Below are 16,260 nucleotides of genomic sequence, written 5' to 3'. Positions count from 1 at the left end.
TCCGTCGAGGCGGGCCCGGGACCGCGCCCGGCGAGCTGAAGCGTCAGCCGTCGAGGCGGGCCCGGGACCGACCACGCACGGCGAGGATCGTGCCGCCGATCAGGGCCGAGACGAGCGAGCCCACGAGGACGCCGACCTTGACGACGTCGTCCTGTGCGCTGCCGGTGCCGTAGGCGAGCTCGCCCACGAGCAACGACACGGTGAACCCGATGCCGGCCACGAACGCCAATCCGACGACGTCGCCCCACCGCAGGGTCGGGTCGAGCCGGATGCCCGGCAGGCGCGTCACGAGCAGCGACGCTCCGGTGATGCCGATCGACTTGCCGAGCACGAGTGCCACGACGATGCCGATCGCCACGCTGTCGCTCAACGACTCGACCAGGCCTCCGAAGCCGCCGACGGTCACCCCGGCCGAGAAGAAGGCGAAGATCGGAACGGCCACGCCCGACGAGACGGGGCTCCAGCGCTCGGCGAAGTGGTGGGTCAGCGGGTGCCGCACCTCGTGGCCGTCGGGGCCGACGTGGGTGACGCCTGCCCGGGCCGTGGCCACCGCGGGCACGAGCAGGCCGAGCAGCACCCCGGCGATCGTGGCGTGCACCCCCGACGCGTGCACCAGCGCCCAGGCGACGACGCCCAGCGGGATCAGCAGCCACCACGACCGCACCCCGCGCCGGACGAGCACGGCGAACGCGGCGAGCGGCAGCAGCGCGAGCAGCAACGGGACGAAGGCGATGCCCGCCGTGTAGAACACGGCGATGATCGTGATCGCGATGAGGTCGTCGACCACGGCGAGCGTCAGCAAGAAGGTGCGCAGGGCCGGGGGCAGTCGCTTGCCGACCACGGCGAGCACGGCGACGGCGAACGCGATGTCGGTCGCGGCCGGGATCGCCCAGCCCTGGAGCGCGTCGGGCCCCGCTCCGAGGTTGATCAGCGTGAAGATCAGAGCCGGCAGGGCGACCCCGCCGACCGCCGCGGCGATGGGCAGCACGGCCACGCGGGGGTCGCGCAACGAGCCGGCGACGAACTCCTGCTTGAGCTCGAGGCCGACCACGAAGAAGAAGATCGCGAGCAGGCCGTCGGCCGCCCAGGCGCCGACGCTGAGGTCGAGGTGCAGGGCCTCGGGCCCGAACGACACGTCGCGCACGGCCGAGTAGAACGAGCCGGCCGGGCTGTTGGCCAGGACGAGCGCGAGCACGGTCGCGGCGAGCAGCAGCAGGCCGCCGGTCGTGTCGCGGCTGAGGAAGCGTGAGAGCCGCTCGGCCCGACCGGCGGCGTGGGGCGCGTGGGCGGGAGCCGGAGGAGCGGCAGTCCGCTCGGCGGGAGTGGGATCGGTCATGGTCGTCGTCCTTCGAGAGCGTCGGTGAGCAGGGCGGGGCGTCCGCTCGACCCGTCGACGACGAGGAGCGGCGCTACGCCACGGGCGGCGGGCACCCGGCGATCTCGCCGTGCGCGTTGCTGCCCCACAGGCTCATCCAGCCGTTCGTGCCGCAGGTGCGCTTCGTCAGCACGAGCCGCTTCGGGAACGCCTGCCGCGCCGTGCGCGCCCGGCGCGGGGCGCGCAGCGGGCAGGCGGGTGACGACATACCCATCAGGGTACCGCCGGGGTCCGTGAGCGGGCCGACCCGCCCCTCCTGCGCCGTCCGCGCTTCGGCGGTCGCCGCGTCCGCCGAGACGAGGTCGCACCACGCTCGCGTCGTCGAACCACGCACGAGGGTGGTTCGACGACGCGACGGTGGTGCGTCCCGGTTCTCGCCGGGTCAGGAGGCGCGGCGCACGTTCTCGACGAAGCCCGCGGCCCGCACGCGCAGGCTCGCGATGCGCTCGAGCCGGGCCGCCTCGACGTCGAACCCGAGGTACGCCTCGGGCGGCGTGACGTGGACGTTGGCCGAGCACTCGAAGCCACCGCAGACGAGCGTGCCGACGGTGTCACCGTTGCGTCCGGCCGCACCGGCGCGCTTGGCGCCGTAGAACAGCACGTCGGCCGGCAGGCGGACGTCCTGACACCAGGTGCACTGCGCCCGCTGGCGGGGCGACGCCTCGGCCTGGCGCAGCACGACGCCGGCGACCGTCGGGCCCGGACCGTGCGCGCCGGTCGGGTCGTGGGCGTCGGGCATCGGCACGACGACGTAGGCCCGGCGCGCGAGCTTGGGGTCGCGCCAGCCGAGGTACTCGAGGTCGGTCCAGTCGATGTCGGCGAAGCCCGGGGGCAGGGTGAGGTCGGAGGCCTCCTTGCGGCTCGCGTTGACGAACGAGGCGCGGACGGTCTTCTCGGTCAGGGGGATCATGTGGTTCTCCGGTCGTCGGGCCCGGGCAGCGGCGACGTCGGCGGGCACGGGCGATCGGCGACCGCCCGGGTGCCCGCCGTCGACGCGTCGGCCGACCCGGGTGTTCTCGTGGGACCGTGCCGGGGCTGCAGCCCGCGCGGCACGGCGGTGCACGGACCGACCTCGACGGCCGATCCGCTGCGGAGACCCGACTACCTGCAGCCGGCGCACGCGGCGCCGACGACCCCCTCACGCCCGACGGGCGTCGCAGGTGCGGACGGGATGATCACCGGGCCACCCTACGTCGGCGAGCTGCCGTCGGCAACGGCCCCGCGCCTCCTCGGCCTCGGCCTCGGCGGGTCGCACCACGCTCGCGTCGACGAACCACGCACGAGGGTGGCTCGACGACGCGAGCGTAGTGCGACCCGGTTCAGGAGGCGCGGGTCGAGTCCACGAGGCCGGCCCCGGCCCCGAGCCACCACGAACCGGACGTCGCACCACCGAATTCGGTGGTGCGACGTCCGGTCGGTGGTGCGACGTGCGGGGTCAGCCCGCGTGACGCCCGTGGTGGTCGGGGTCGCTGCCGTCGGGGACGGCGTCGACGGGGACGGTCGGATCGACGTGCGAGACGTGCCCGTCACCTGGACCCGAGCCGGCGTCCGCCGCCGAGGCGTGCGGCCGGGAGCGCTCGAGGGACGCGCCCTCGACGTCGACGTCGGGCAGGATGCGGTCGAGCCACTTCGGCAGCCACCACGCGGCGTCGCCGAGCAGGTGCATCACGGCCGGGATCAGCAGCAGGCGCACGACGAACGCGTCGACGAGCACGCCCAGCGCCAGGCCGAGCCCGATCGACTGGATCATCACCGAGTTCGAGAACACGAAGCCCGAGAAGACCGCCGTCATGATGAGCGCCGCGGCCGTGACGACGGTGCGTCCGGCGTGGACGCCGCGCTGCACCGCCAGGCGGGCCGGCGAACCGTGGGCGTACGCCTCGCGCATGCCGCTGACCAGGAACAACTGGTAGTCCATGGCGAGTCCGAACAGCACGCCGACCATCAGGATCGGCAGGAAGCTCAGGATCGGCCCCGGGTCGTGCACGCCGAAGACCGGGCCGAGCCAGCCCCACTGGAACACCGCGGTGACGCCGCCGAACGCGGCGAACAGCGACAGCACGAAGCCGATGGTCGCCGTGATCGGCACGAGGATCGACCGGAACACGAAGATCAAGATGATCAGCGAGAGTCCGACGACGACGAGCAGGTAGAGCGGCAGGGCACCGGCCAGCTTCTCGCTGACGTCGATGTTGCCCGAGGCGTTGCCGGCGACTCCGAGCGACGAGACGTCGTCGATGTCGAGGCCGCGCAGGTCGCGCACGAGCTGCTCGGTGGACTCGGCGGTCGGCCCGCCCTTGGGCACGACCTGGAACGCCAGCAACGTGTCGTCGTCCGAGGCGCCGATCGGGGCGACCGCGGCGACGTCGTCCTGGTCCTTCAGGATCGTGCCGATGCGCACCTGTTCGGAGACCAGGTCGTCGTCCGAGATCGCGGTCGGCAGGTCGGCCACGACGACCAGGGGCCCGTTGACGCCCGCGCCGAACTTCTCGTCGACCAGCTTGTAGGCCTTGTACGCGCTCGAGTCGACCGGCTCGGACGACCCGGCGGGCAGGCCGAGGCGCATCGAGAGCGCGGGGATCGCGATGATGAGCAGCACGGCCACGCCGGCCACGAGGGTCAGCACGGCACGGACGGTGCTCATCGGCTTGGTCGGCACCCGGACGGCACCGGTGTGGCCGACGTTCTTGCGTGCCTTCTTGGTGAGGATGCGCAGGCCGACGAGGCGCAGCAGCGCGGGGGTGAGCGTGATCGCGATCAAGATGGCGACGAACACGCAGACGGCGCCGACGGTGCCCATCAGGCCGAGGAACGGGATGCCGGTCAGGTTGAGCGCGAGCAGGGCGATCAGCACGGTCGAGCCGGCGAACACGACGGCGTTGCCCGACGTGCCGTTGGCCAGGCCGATCGACTCGTGCAGCGGTACCCCTTCTTTCAGCTGGGTCCGGTGCCGGTTGAGGATGAACAGCGAGTAGTCGATGCCGACCGCGAGGCCGAGCATGACGCCGAGCACGGGCGTGACCGACAGCATCTCGACGGCGCCCGAGAGCGACAGCGAGGCGAGCACGCCGACGCCGACGCCGATCAGGGCGTTGATCAGGGGCAGGCCGGCACCGATCAGGGTACCGAGCATGACGAACAGCACGATGGCGGCGATGACCACGCCGGCCACCTCGCCCGGGCCGAGGATCTCGGGGATGCTGGCCGCGATGTCGTTCGACACCTCGACCTCGACGCCGTCGATCTCGGCGTCGTTCATGGCCTCGACGACGGCCTCTTTGTTCTCGCTGGTGACGAGGTTGAGCGCCTTGTCGAACTGGATGCTGGCCACGGCCGTGGAGCCGTCGGTCGACACCTGACGGATGCCGTCGGTCAGTGCGAGCAGCTTCGCACCCTGCTCGAGGGTCGCGCTCTGCGTCTCGAGCTCGGCCTTGCCCGCGTCGAGGGTGGACTGCTGCGTGGCGATCTGCTGCGTGCCCGCGTCGAGCTGGGCCTGCTGTGCCTCGAGCTGCGGTGTGGCGGCGGCGAGGGCGGCCCCACCGGCGGCCTGCGCCTGGGCCTTGGCGGCGTCGAGCTGCTGCTGGCCGGCGGTGATCTGGGCCGTGGCGGCGTCGATCTGTGCTTGACCCGAGGTGATCTGGGCCTCGCCGGCCGTGATCTGCGCGCGGCCGTCCGTGATCTTCTGCGCCTGGTCGTCGATCTGCTGTTGGGTGGCGAAGGGATCGGTGGTGCCCTTGACGTCGTCGAGCGTCTTCGCGTCGGTCAGCAGGGCCGCGATGTCGGACTTCTGCTGGTCGGTGAAGGCCGAGTCACCGGTGGTCGTGAAGACGACCGTGCCGGTGCCGCCGCTCGCCTGCGGGAACTTCTCGGCGAGCTCGTCGCTGACCTTCTGGGTCGCCGTGCCGGGGATGCTGACGGCCGTGGTGAGCGTGCCGCCGAACAGCGCGAAGGCGCCGCCGGCGAGGCCGAGCACGACGAGCCAGGCCACGATGACGAGCCAGGCCCGCCGGGCCGAGAACCGACCGAGTCGATAGAGCAGGGATGCCATGGGTGTCTGTTCCTCCAGGGGTGGTGCAGGGTGATGCGGGTTGCGGGGGTGGGCCTCACGTCGCGTCGTCGAGAAGGAGGTGCGGGTCGGCCGGGCGGGCCGACCGACGGGTCAGGGGGTGGTCGGGTCAGGTGCCACCGGGGCAGGCGTCGTCGTGGGCCCGTAGCCGGTGCGGATGCTCGTCACCATGCGCTCGAGCAGGTCCGCCCAGACCGCACGGGTGTCCCCGTCGACCACGGCGCCGGTGCGCATGATCCAGTGGCGCGCGACGACGGCGATGCCGTTCATCAGCGAGCTGACCAGCACCTCGGCCTCGAGCGGGTCGGTGGCGGGGCTGCGCTCGGCCATCTCGATCGAGAGCTGCTCGGTGACGCGGGTGAAGACGTCCTGGATCAGGCTGTGCGACCGCGGGTCGCCGCCGTCGTCGCCGAGGACGCCCCAGAGGTACGAGACGACGGCCGGCAGGTCGATGCCCTGCACGGCCTGGATGACCTCGGCGAACAAGGAGGCGCGGCTGCCGTCGCCGACGGGCGTCGCGGCGGTCGCGGCCCGGAACTCGTCTACGGCGCCGGTGAGCACGCGCGTGCAGGCCGTCATGACGACCTCGTCGAGGGAGGAGAAGTGGTTGAAGACCGTGCGACGCGAGACGTCGGCGCGCTCGGCGAGTTCGTCGACGCTGAACCGAGGAGAACCGCGCTCGGCGATGAGCGCGTCGGCGGCGTCGACGATGGCCTGGCGGTGCTTCGCCTTCAGGGCGGCACGGCGGTCGGGCACCAGGCTCTTGACGGTCACCTGCCTACACTAAGTGCAGCGACGCACTCGGTGCACCCAGGGGGGCTGGGCAGTCGCTGGGACTTGCTCGACCGAGAGGCGGCCTGGCGTACCCCACCCGCCCCGCGCCTCCTCGTCCCGGCGATCGAGTGGGCACGAGGTGTCCTTCCCTCGGCGGGGAACGACACCTTCCGCCCACTCGACCGGTCCGCCCCACTAGCCGGCGGCGATCTCTCCGACAGCCGGAGGCGCGGGTGCGGTCGGGCGGTCATCGTCGCGCCTCGCGCACCTCGACGGCCAGGTAGGCCATCGAACCTCGTCGAGTGGGCAGAAGATGTCCGCCCCACGCGGCGGAAGGGCATCTTCTGCCCTCTCGTCGGGCCCGCCGAGGCCGGGAGCCCCCGACCGGGCCGGGTCAGATCGTCTCGTCGAGGTCGAGCAGGCGGGCGCTCTCGTCCCAGAGGCGGCGGGCGAGATCGGCGTCGGCCGCCTGACGGGCGACGCGGCCGGGTGCCTTGAGGCGATCGAAGTAGTTGCCGCTCGGTGCCGGCACGGTCGGGGCGCCGGCGAGGCGGATCAGCGGCTCGGCGCCGTCCTCGGTCGACACGGCGAGGCGCTTGGCCGCGGTCATGAACGCCCCGTCGCCGCCGAAGCCCGAGGCGACGAACCCGGGGTGGAACGCGAACGCGTCGACCCCGCCGCCGGCGCGCGGCAGGCGTCGGGCGAGCTCGCGCGTGAACAGCACGTTGAGCAGCTTCGACGTGCCGTAGGCGCGGAAGCCGCCGGCCCACGGGCCCCGTGCGTTGTCGAGGTCGTCCAGGTCGACCTTGCCGAAGAGGTTGCCCGCACTCGAGGTCTGGACGATGCGGACCGACCCGGCCGGCGCCTCCTTCGCGGTCTCGAGGAGGCGCGGCGTCAGCAACGCCGTCAACAGGAACGGAGCGAGGTGGTTGCCCTGGAACGTCGTCTCGTGGCCGTCGACCGTGAGTGCTCGCTCAGGAATCGTGGCACCCGCGTTGTTCGCGAGCACGTGGATGCGCGGGTTCTCGGCGAGCAGCTGCTCGGCGAGCTCGCGCACGCTCGACAGGTCGGAGAAGTCGGCGAGGTAGGCGCGACCACCGATCTCGTGGGCGACCGTGCGGGTGCGGTCGGGGTTGCGACCGACCACGGCGACGGTGGCCCCGCGGCGGGCGAGCTCTCGGGCCGCGGCGCGGCCGATGCCCGAGCTGGCTCCGGTGACGACCACGGTCCGGTCGTCGAGGCGGGCGGCGGGAGGCAAGGTGACGGTCATGCAGGGGACGCTAGGCGGGATGCGCCGAGGCGGGTCGGCGGTCGGCGTTCTCTCGGCAGCCGTTCAGCCGCGTGGGTGCCGGCGCGCGCCACCGCCGCGATTCGGCCCGGCCCGCTTCGCCCCCGAGGCCCCGTCCGCAGAGCGCGTCGATCGTTGGTCACCTGACCAACGTCGACTGCGAACGCGTGCGTCGCGTCGTCGCCGGCCGCAGGATCGGTCTCGCAGGGAAGCTTCACTCGGCAACACGAAGCGCGGCAACTCGAACTCCTATTCAATGACGAAAGAGGACGAATCATGAGCAAACTGAAGTCGAAGACCACGGCCCTCCTCGCGGCCGCCGCCGTGAGCGGCGTCGCCATCACCGGGCTGAGTGGCTTCGCCGCCGCCCCCGCACAGGCCGCCGCCCCCGCACAGGCGACGGCTCCCGCCTCGCCCAGGTCCTTCAACGGCAACATCAACGGCAACATCAACCTCGACGCGATGGCGCTCGTCAACGCGATCACCGCCGCCGTCAACGACCAGGCCGACCGTTCCGGTGCCGTGCTGGCCGCCCTGGACGTCGGTTACTACAACCGCGGCAACCCCGACCGCCTCACGGTGGCGGTCGTGAACAAGAACCAGCCCATCAGCGTCACGGGCTCGATCGCCCACGCCCAAGGGATCACCATCAAGGGCGGCAATTACGTCATCTACTGGTTCGACGGCCCCGGCAGGGTCACCAACCACGGTGACGGCGGCTACCTCAACTGGGGCGTACTCGGCAACATCTACAGGACCGGCAACGTCATCCACGTCAACGGCGGCTGATCTCTCTCTGCCCGACGAGCCCGCCCCGGCGTCCCCACCGGATGCCGGGGCGGGCTCGTCCGCGCGCGCTCAGGGTGCGGGTCGTCCAGGAGGCGCGGGTCGGGTCGGTGCCGCGCGCGCCTCCTGTCCGACCCACTGACGCCCCCTCCGCACGATGCGTGACCGGATGACGCCCGTGACGAAGGCGACCGAGACGAGCGCCGTCCGGTTGGGTGCGCTCCAGGTGCGCATGAGCCGCGCCAGTCGCCAGGCCACGGCCTGGCGACTGTAGGCCGTCTCGCGGGCGATCTCGGCGTTCGAGAGCCCGTAGGCGGTGAGCGTGAGCATCTGCCTGTCGACCTCGTCGAGGTCGGGGGCGTCGGCCACGAGGTCGAGGGACAGGTCGGACCCCAGGGTCGTAGGTGATGGTGGTGAGACGTTCGCGCCTCCCGGGTTCTCGGGGGTCACGGTCATCGGTCGCGGGAGGCGGTGCCGCGCCCACTCCTCGGCCCAGCAGGCGCCGAGTTCGTGGGCGATCTGCGAGGCGCGGGCCATCGCGAGGACGAGGGTGCCGGCACGCCCACTCGATGCCGAGTGCATGACGAGCGAGAAGGCGCGCAGGGCGGGCAGGGCCCCGCGCAGCACGACGGCCAGGTCGGCCTCGGGACAGGCCGCGCTGCGTCGGGCGACCGCGCGCAGCTCGTCGAGACAGGAGGCCGGCAAGGGACGGCCGTGCTCCACGGCGGACAGGGCCGGGGCGAGCACGAGGGGAACGATCTCGGCGTACCGCGCGCGCAACCACGACCGGCCCGACGGGCCCACGTCCTCGAGCGAGCAGGAGAACAGCAGGTCGCTGAACTCGTCGTGCCGGGCGTCGAGCCGCAGCCCCAGGGGCTGGCCCGGACGCACGATCGTCGCCGGTCGAGGCGCGGGAAGGCCGCCGTGCTCCGTCACCGTCTCACCCCCGGTCGCGGCGCCGGCGGACCCTCGTCGATCGGTCGCCCTGCCCGGTCCGCCGAGCACGACGTCGTCTGCCGACGCAGGACGTTCGAGCACCGGCTGGACGGCCTCGGCGAGGTGGGCCTCGCCTTCGGCGACGGGACCGCGTGAGGGGACGCCCCCGAGGATCGGTCGGACACGAACGCCCCCTCCCGAGTCGGACATTTCGCATTCCGCATAGACGTTATACGAACCGTGTGCGGGCTGGCAACGAGCTGCGTGGCGGCGTGGTGGCGTGGCGGCGGCGATCGGTCGGTGCGGACCCGGGCGCGGACCCAGGCGGCGCAGGTTAGCCTCGACGGCATCCCTGCCCCGCGACGGAGGCCCCGCATGCGAATGGACGACGGCACGCCGGACGAGCCGGTGAGCCCACCCGACGACGACCTCGAGACCTGGTCGCACGACGCCCACCGAGAGCTCGAGCAGCTGGTGGCCCGCGATCGCGGAGCCGAGCTGGCCCGGCAGCACGAGGCCGAGCGTGTCGCCCGACTCGAACGCGCCGCCCGACTCGACCACGAGCGCCGCCGCCGCGAGGCCGAGCTGCCGCCCGAGCTGCGCGACGCCGACGACGAGCCCTACGACGGCGGGCCCCGGCGCCGACTCGTCATGGGGTCGTCGAAGGTGTTGGCCGTGGTGGCCCTGCTCGCTGCGGTCGCCGTCGCGGTGACCGGGTTCCTCTAGACCGACCCGCGCCTCCTGGGTTCATGAACCCGTGAACCCGGTTCCGAAGGATGCACCCGAATGCTTCTGGGTGCATGGTTCGAAACCGGGTTCATGGCCGACGGCGGCCGGCAGGCCACCCCGGAACGGGCTCGGATCAGGCGAAGGTCGCCGCGTCGATCACGAAGCGGTAGCGCACGTCCGACTTCAGGACGCGGTCGTAGGCCTCGTTGATCCGGTCGGCGTCGATCAGCTCGGTCTCGGGCACGATGCCGTGCTCGGCGCAGAAGTCGAGCATCTCCTGAGTCTCACGGATGCCGCCGATGGCCGAACCGGCCCAGCTGCGACGGGCGGGGATCAGCGCGAACGCGGGCACCTCGAGGGGCTCCGACGGGGCGCCGACGTTGACGAGCGTGCCGTCGACGGCGAGCAGGCCGAGGTAGGCGCCCATGTCGATCTTCGCCGAGACGGTGTTGATGATCAGGTCGAACGAGTTCGCCAGGTCGGTGAAGGTCTGCTCGTCGCTGGTGGCGTAGTGGGCCTTGGCGCCGAAGCGCAGCGAGTCGTCCTTCTTCGAGGTGGTCTGAGACAGCACGGTGACGTCGGCGCCGAGGGCGGCGGCGATCTTCACGCCCATGTGGCCGAGGCCACCCATGCCGACGATGGCGACCTTGGTGCCCTCGGTGACGCCCCAGTGGTGCAGCGGCGAGTACAGCGTGATGCCGGCGCAGAGCAGCGGTGCGACGGCGGCGTAGTCGAGCGACTCGGGCACGCGCAGCACGAAGTCCTCGGTGACGACGACGGCCTGCGAGTAGCCGCCCTGGGTCACGGTGCCGTCGATCGGGTCGACGCTCGTGTAGGTGCCGGTGTTGCCCTTGGCGCAGTACTGCTCGTCGCCGCGCGTGCAGTACTCGCACTCGCCGCACGAGTTGACCATGCAGCCGACGCCGACACGGTCGCCGACCTCGTGCTTCGTGACCTCGGAGCCGACCTCGGCCACGGTGCCGACGATCTCGTGACCGACGACCTGCGGGTACTGGATCTCGCCCCACTCGCCGCGGACGGTGTGGATGTCGCTGTGGCAGATGCCGGCGTAGGCGATGTCGATCATGACGTCCTTGGGGCCGACGTCGCGGCGCTCGATGGTCGTCTTGACGAGGGGCTCGGTGGCGGACGGTGCCGCGTAGGCGTTGACGGTGCGCATGGGTCTCCTGGGGTGGGTTCGGTCCGGGGGTGAGGGGCGGGTCGGAACACGGCGCTCGACGACGCTCGCCCCGGTGTTCGACGCTACGCTCCTGCGTCGATCGTGGGTGACCCTGACAGGACCCCGAGGCGACGGTCCGCAGGAGGCGCGGTGCGCGGTTCACCTCTCGGCACCCGTGAGACACGCCTCCGGGTGGGAAAGTGCCCTGACTCGCGACACGGCTCGAGCGGTGCGCGGCGTAGCAAGGAGGCAGCCGCAGCACCGGGTGGTCCGGTGCCGGACGAAGGAGTCGACATGGCAAGCGGAGTGGCAACAGTGTGGGTGCCCGTGACCGACATGGGACGGGCGACGGCGTTCTACCGTGACGCGCTCGGTCTCACGGTGACGAGCGAGAGCGACGACTGGACCGAGATCGACGCGAACGGCCTGATGATCGGCCTGAACGGTCGCGAAGAGGCCGCGGCGTCGAGCGAGGGCGGCGCGGTCATCACGTTCCAGCCCGACGGCAGCCTCGAAGACGCGTTGGCCGACCTCCGGTCGCGCAGCGCCGACGTGACCGGCACGATCAGCGAGCACCCGTGGGGGCGCATCCTGCCGTTCAAGGACACCGAGGGCAACGACCTGCAGTTCTACACGCCCCCGACCGACTGACGTCGCGGACCCGAGGAGGCGCGGTTCCGGGACGAACCGGCACCGCGCCTCCCGGGGTGGTCGCGTCGCGACCTAGCGGACGCCTCCGGCCTGGCTCTGGCGCTCGAGCTTGCGAGCGGCGAGGGCGCGCTCGTCGCGACCCACGATCGAGAGCAGCACGATGGCCACGACGACGCAGGCCAGGATCAGCACGAACGTCACGTCCCAGCCGAAGGCGTGCACGGCAAGGCCGATGCCGGTCGAGGCCAGCGTGGCTCCGAGCACGTAGCCGAACAGACCGGTGAAGCCGGCCGCGGTGCCGGCGACCGACCGCGGGCTGAGGTCGAGCGCCTGCAGGCCGATCAGCATGACCGGCCCGTAGATCAGGCCGCCGATCAGCACGAGCATCGCGAGCGAGACCCACAGGGGCCCCTCGACCGGCGAGAGCCAGTAGACGGCGACCGCGACGCCGACGGCCGACATGAACAGGATGCCCGTGGGCGAGCGACGCCCCTTGAAGACCTTGTCGCTGATGTAGCCGCAGAGCAGGGTGCCGGGGATACCCGCCAGCTCGAACAGCGAGAAGCCGGCGATGCCCTCGCCCAGGCTCGCGCCGCGCACCTCGGCCAGGTACACCGGCGCCCAGACCAGCACGCCGTATCGCAGCGTGTAGACGAAGACGTTCGCCAGGGCCAGGTTCACCATCGTGCGGTTCGTGATGACGTAGCGGCGGATGGTGGTCCAGGTCGACGCGCCCTCGTCGGCGGCGTCGGTCTCGACGGGTGCCGGGTCGTTGCGGAACTCCTCGATCGGAGGCAGGCCCTCGGACTCCGGGGTGTCGCGCAGCAACACGAGCGCGACGACCGCGATGACGAGACAGACGACGGCCGGGAACCAGAAGACGCTCTGCCACCCTCCGAACCAGGCGAGGGCGAGACCGGCGAGACCACCGGCACCCGCGCCTCCGACGTTGTGGGCGACGTTCCAGATCGCGGTCTTGCCACCGCGTTCCGAGGTCGAGAACCAGTGCACGAGGGTGCGGCCGCTGGGCGGCCAGCCCATCCCCTGGAAGAAGCCGTTGAAGATCATGACCACCGCGAAGAACGCCACGGAGGCGCCCACCGCCGGGACGAAGGCGATGAACAGGTTGGCGAAGGCCGACAACGCCAGCCCGATCGGGAGGAAGAACCGGGCGCTGCTCTTGTCGCTGACGATCGCGCTGAGGAACTTGCTGAACCCGTAGGCGAGCAGGACGCCGTTGGTGATGATGCCCAGTCCGACGGTGCTGAAACCGTTCTCGTCCTTGAGGATGGTGGCGACGAGCGGGACGTTGTTGCGGATCAGGTAGTAGGCCGCGTACCCGATGAAGATGCCGACGAACACCTGCAGTCGCAGGCGCGGGTAGCGCCGGGCCACGGTGGCCGGGTCGAGGCGGGGTGCGGGCGGCGGCGCGGCGAGGAACGCGGTGAGGCCCTTCCGAGCCTGCGCACCGGTGCGGGTTTCGCTGCTGGTCATGTGGTCCTGTTCTGCCGGTGAGGCGGTGGGGTGGTGGGGTGGTGGGTCAGTGGTCGGCGACGAGCGTGTCGTCCGAGGCGCCCTTCGGCAGGAGCCAGCCGCGATCCGGGGCGATGCTCACGCGGACGCAGTCCATGGGCCGCAGGATGTCGTCGACCGAGGGGTCGGAGACGCTGGCGACGATCGTCCCCGAGTCGGTCTCGATCTCGTACTCGACGCTGTCGCCGTGGAAGATCGTGTTGAGCACGCGACCGACGTCGTCGTGCACGTCCCCGGCGTCGACCCGGCCCGAGAGGCGGACCGACTCCGGGCGGATCATCAACAGGGCCTCGGTGTCGAGGGTGACGTCGTCGTGCGAGGCGGTCTCGAACTCGACTCCCAGGGCGACGATGCGGGCACGACCGTCACTCGGTCGGGCCACGATGGTGGCGTCGAGGAAGGTCGCCCGTCCGATGAAGTCGGCGACGAAGACCGACGCCGGGCGACGGTAGACGACGTCGGGCACGTCGACCTGCTCGATGCGGCCCTTGTTCATCACGACGATCCGGTCGGACAGGGTCATGGCCTCGTCCTGGTCGTGGGTCACGAAGATGCTCGTGATGCCCAGGCGGCGCTGCAGGCGGCGGATCTCGTTGCGCATCTGCACGCGCAGCTTCGCGTCGAGGTTCGACAGCGGCTCGTCGAACAGCAGCACCTTGGGCCGCATGACCAGGGCACGGGCCAACGCGACCCGCTGCTGTTGCCCTCCCGAGAGCTGGTGCGGGGCCCGGTCGGCGAACGCCATGTGGTTCATGATCGTCAGCACCGTGTCGACCTCTTCGCGGAGTCTGGCCCCGGGCACCTTCTTCAGCTTGAGGCCGTACGAGACGTTCTCGCGGACCGAGAGGTGCGGGAAGAGCGCGTACGACTGGAACACCATCGACATGGGCCGCTGGTTCGGGGCCACGTGGACCATGTCCGAACCGTCGAGGTCGAGCGAGCCGTAGGTGGGCACCTCGAAGCCGGCGATCATGCGCAGGGTCGAGGTCTTGCCGCAACCGGACGGACCCAGCAGGGTGATGAACTCGCCCGGCTCGATGACGAGGTCGATCGAGTCGACGGCGAGCGGGTCGTCGGCGCGGCTGCCGTAGCGCTTGCTGAGACCCGCCAAGGTGATGCGCCCGGAGGCGGTGGGGACGTCGAGTCCGACGGCCGCGGCGAGGGCGTCGGGATCGTCAACGACTGTGAGTGCGACCACGGAAGATCACCTTTCGGACGAGGAGGTTGATGACGAGGATGAGCGAGAGGACGATGATCATGAGCACCGTGCAGTACGCGAAGGCGTTGCCGAAGCGGCCGGAGTCGACCTCGGCGAGGATCTGCGAGGTCATGATCTTGATGCCGGGCGTCGTCAGGAAGACGATGGGCGACAAGGTCGTCATCGACCGCGCGAAGGCGAAGGTCAGGCCCGACACGAGCGCCGACTGGATGAGCGGCAACGTCACCTTGCGGAACGTCGTGCCCGAGGCGGCACCCAGCGAGGTGGACGCCTCCTCGATCGCCGGGTGGATCTGGTTCAGCGAGGCGATGCCCGCTCGTTGGCCCGAGGGCAGCGAGCGCGTGATGTAGACCATCACGATGGCGATGCCACCCGAGAAGGCCGCCGTGCCACCGGCGAGCGCCGGCAGCACCTGGACGCCGAAGACCGTCGTCGGGGTGATGTAGCTGAGGGCGTAGCCGATGCCGAGCACGGTGCCGGGCACGGCGAGGCCGAGCATGCCGACGAAGTCGAGCAGGGCCGCGGTGCGCCGGAGCTTCCGGACGACGAGCCACGCGATGAGCATGCCCATGACACCCGCGACGGGCGCGGCGATCAGGGCGAGGGTCGCGGTGTCACTCATGGCCTTGGAGCCGAGGCCGGTGAGGACGAAACGGAAGTGGTCGAGGGTGAACTCGTTGTTCACGCCCGGTACCTTCATGAACCCGCCGGAGAGAACGGTCAGATAGATCGTCACGATGAGGGCGCTGATCGCACCGACGAGCACGAGCACCGGCACCCTGATGCTCGCCGCGCGGATCGGCTCGCTGTGACCCGTGGGCTTTCCCGTCACCGTGACGACGCTGCGCCTCGAGACCCAGTAGCGCTGGACGAGGAACACCAACAGCGCGGGCACCAGGATCGTCAACGAGTACGCGGCACCCGCACTGGTGTTGTAGTCGCCGGTGACCGCCAGGTAGGCGCGGCTGGCCAACACGGTGTAGTCGCCGCCCAGCACCAGCGGGTTCGCGAGGTCGGCGATGGCCTCGACGAACAGCAGGAGGAACGACCCGGCGAACCCCGGGACGAGCATGGGGATCGTGACGGAGAAGAACACCCGGAGCTTGCTCGCTCCGAGCCCCGACGCGGCCTCGTCGAGCGACGGATCGAGCGACTGCAACATGCCGCGGAAGTTCATGTACGCCACGGGGAAGAACGACAGCGAGAGCACGAGCACGAGCCCCGGCAGCCCGTAGACGTCACCCTTGATGCCGAACAGCCCGTTGCTGATGGCACCGTTGCGACCGAAGAGCGTGATGACTGCGGTCGCGACGGCGAACGGCGGTGCCACGATCGGCATCATGGCGAGCAGGTGCAACGCCCGCTTGCCCCGGAACGCCACGCGCACCTGGGCGAAGGCGAAGAGGAACCCGATCAGGGTGCCGACGGTACCGACGACCAGGCCCAGCACGAGGGTGTTGAGCACGATGCGGTGATTGGTGGGTTCGGTCACGATGCGTCCGAGGACGGCCAGCCCGTCGGGGGCGAAGGCCGCCGAGAACAGGCTGAGCACCGGGTAGCCGATGAGGAAGGCCATCACCACCGCGACCGCGAGGCCGAGGACGACGACCCCGGGGTCGGCTCGTGAACGGGTCCGGGCCGCCGGCCGCCGGCCGGGAGGGGGTGGAGGTGCGGCGGCGGCGGTCTGCGCGCCGGCGGCCGCGTCGAGTGTCGTGGTCATGTC

General features: G+C 71.2%; 14 protein-coding genes. 3 read left to right on the top strand and 11 right to left on the bottom strand.

What is annotated here, in order from left to right; translation table 11 throughout:
* Nucleotides 1-43: 43 nt before the first annotated feature.
* The 6 genes from nhaA to EDF50_RS10130 all read right to left on the bottom strand — a co-directional run bounded on the left by nhaA (nt 44) and on the right by EDF50_RS10130 (nt 7,485).
* The gene (gene nhaA / locus EDF50_RS10155) at nt 44-1,336 is read right to left on the bottom strand and encodes a Na+/H+ antiporter NhaA (protein ID WP_123519460.1); all 1,293 of its coding nucleotides are present in this window, start codon (nt 1,334-1,336) and stop codon (nt 44-46) included.
* 73 nt (nt 1,337-1,409) lie between these two features.
* Nucleotides 1,410-1,583 carry a hypothetical protein gene (locus tag EDF50_RS10150; RefSeq protein ID WP_233570538.1) on the bottom strand — a complete coding sequence of 58 codons (174 nt, stop codon included), beginning with the start codon at nt 1,581-1,583 and terminating at the stop codon, nt 1,410-1,412.
* A 174-nt stretch (nt 1,584-1,757) separates the two neighbouring features.
* Nucleotides 1,758-2,285, bottom strand: a complete 528-nt coding sequence (locus EDF50_RS10145; RefSeq protein WP_123519680.1) for an FBP domain-containing protein — start codon at nt 2,283-2,285, stop codon at nt 1,758-1,760.
* Nucleotides 2,286-2,810: 525 nt separating this feature from the next.
* The gene (locus EDF50_RS10140) at nt 2,811-5,423 is read right to left on the bottom strand and encodes an MMPL family transporter (protein ID WP_123519459.1); all 2,613 of its coding nucleotides are present in this window, start codon (nt 5,421-5,423) and stop codon (nt 2,811-2,813) included.
* 111 nt (nt 5,424-5,534) lie between these two features.
* Nucleotides 5,535-6,215, bottom strand: a complete 681-nt coding sequence (locus EDF50_RS10135; protein WP_123519458.1) for a TetR/AcrR family transcriptional regulator — start codon at nt 6,213-6,215, stop codon at nt 5,535-5,537.
* Between the two features lie 394 nt (nt 6,216-6,609).
* The gene (locus EDF50_RS10130) at nt 6,610-7,485 is read right to left on the bottom strand and encodes an SDR family NAD(P)-dependent oxidoreductase (protein WP_123519457.1); all 876 of its coding nucleotides are present in this window, start codon (nt 7,483-7,485) and stop codon (nt 6,610-6,612) included.
* 294 nt (nt 7,486-7,779) lie between these two features.
* Between EDF50_RS10130 and EDF50_RS10125 the strand changes: the two genes are divergently transcribed.
* Nucleotides 7,780-8,292 (top strand): hypothetical protein, encoded by a 513-nt coding sequence (locus tag EDF50_RS10125; RefSeq protein WP_123519456.1) that lies wholly within the window; start codon nt 7,780-7,782, stop codon nt 8,290-8,292.
* 69 nt (nt 8,293-8,361) lie between these two features.
* Here the strand turns inward: EDF50_RS10125 and EDF50_RS10120 are convergent, their stop codons facing one another.
* Nucleotides 8,362-9,435: a LuxR C-terminal-related transcriptional regulator gene (locus EDF50_RS10120; protein ID WP_123519455.1), complete on the bottom strand. Its 1,074-nt coding sequence runs from the start codon at nt 9,433-9,435 to the stop codon at nt 8,362-8,364.
* 165 nt (nt 9,436-9,600) lie between these two features.
* Between EDF50_RS10120 and EDF50_RS10115 the strand changes: the two genes are divergently transcribed.
* Complete coding sequence (locus EDF50_RS10115; protein WP_148076813.1) at nt 9,601-9,951, top strand: hypothetical protein; 351 nt, start codon at nt 9,601-9,603, stop codon at nt 9,949-9,951.
* A 136-nt stretch (nt 9,952-10,087) separates the two neighbouring features.
* Here EDF50_RS10115 and EDF50_RS10110 read toward each other — a convergent pair whose 3' ends face one another.
* Nucleotides 10,088-11,134 carry an NAD(P)-dependent alcohol dehydrogenase gene (locus tag EDF50_RS10110; RefSeq protein WP_123519453.1) on the bottom strand — a complete coding sequence of 349 codons (1,047 nt, stop codon included), beginning with the start codon at nt 11,132-11,134 and terminating at the stop codon, nt 10,088-10,090.
* A 294-nt stretch (nt 11,135-11,428) separates the two neighbouring features.
* On the opposite strand from EDF50_RS10110, the gene EDF50_RS10105 reads away from it, so the two are divergent.
* Nucleotides 11,429-11,785 carry a VOC family protein gene (locus tag EDF50_RS10105; RefSeq protein WP_123519452.1) on the top strand — a complete coding sequence of 119 codons (357 nt, stop codon included), beginning with the start codon at nt 11,429-11,431 and terminating at the stop codon, nt 11,783-11,785.
* Nucleotides 11,786-11,857: 72 nt separating this feature from the next.
* Here the strand turns inward: EDF50_RS10105 and EDF50_RS10100 are convergent, their stop codons facing one another.
* The 3 genes from EDF50_RS10100 to EDF50_RS10090 are packed head-to-tail and all read right to left on the bottom strand — an operon-like array spanning nt 11,858 to nt 16,257.
* Entirely contained in the window at nt 11,858-13,279 is a 1,422-nt protein-coding gene (locus tag EDF50_RS10100; RefSeq protein WP_123519451.1) for an MFS transporter, read from the bottom strand.
* A gap of 46 nt (nt 13,280-13,325) precedes the next feature.
* Complete coding sequence (locus tag EDF50_RS10095; protein WP_123519450.1) at nt 13,326-14,516, bottom strand: ABC transporter ATP-binding protein; 1,191 nt, start codon at nt 14,514-14,516, stop codon at nt 13,326-13,328.
* On the bottom strand, nt 14,494-16,257 hold the full coding sequence (locus EDF50_RS10090; RefSeq protein WP_123519449.1) for an iron ABC transporter permease: 1,764 nt from the start codon (nt 16,255-16,257) through the stop codon (nt 14,494-14,496). The genes EDF50_RS10095 and EDF50_RS10090 overlap by 23 nt, the downstream gene beginning before the upstream one ends.
* Nucleotides 16,258-16,260 lie beyond the last annotated feature (3 nt).

The organism is Frigoribacterium sp. PhB24 (genome assembly GCF_003755185.1).
Taxonomy (GTDB): Bacteria; Actinomycetota; Actinomycetes; order Actinomycetales; family Microbacteriaceae; genus Frigoribacterium.
The sequence above is the reverse complement of the archived record's forward strand: the minus strand, read 5'-3'. Positions and strand labels throughout refer to the sequence as shown.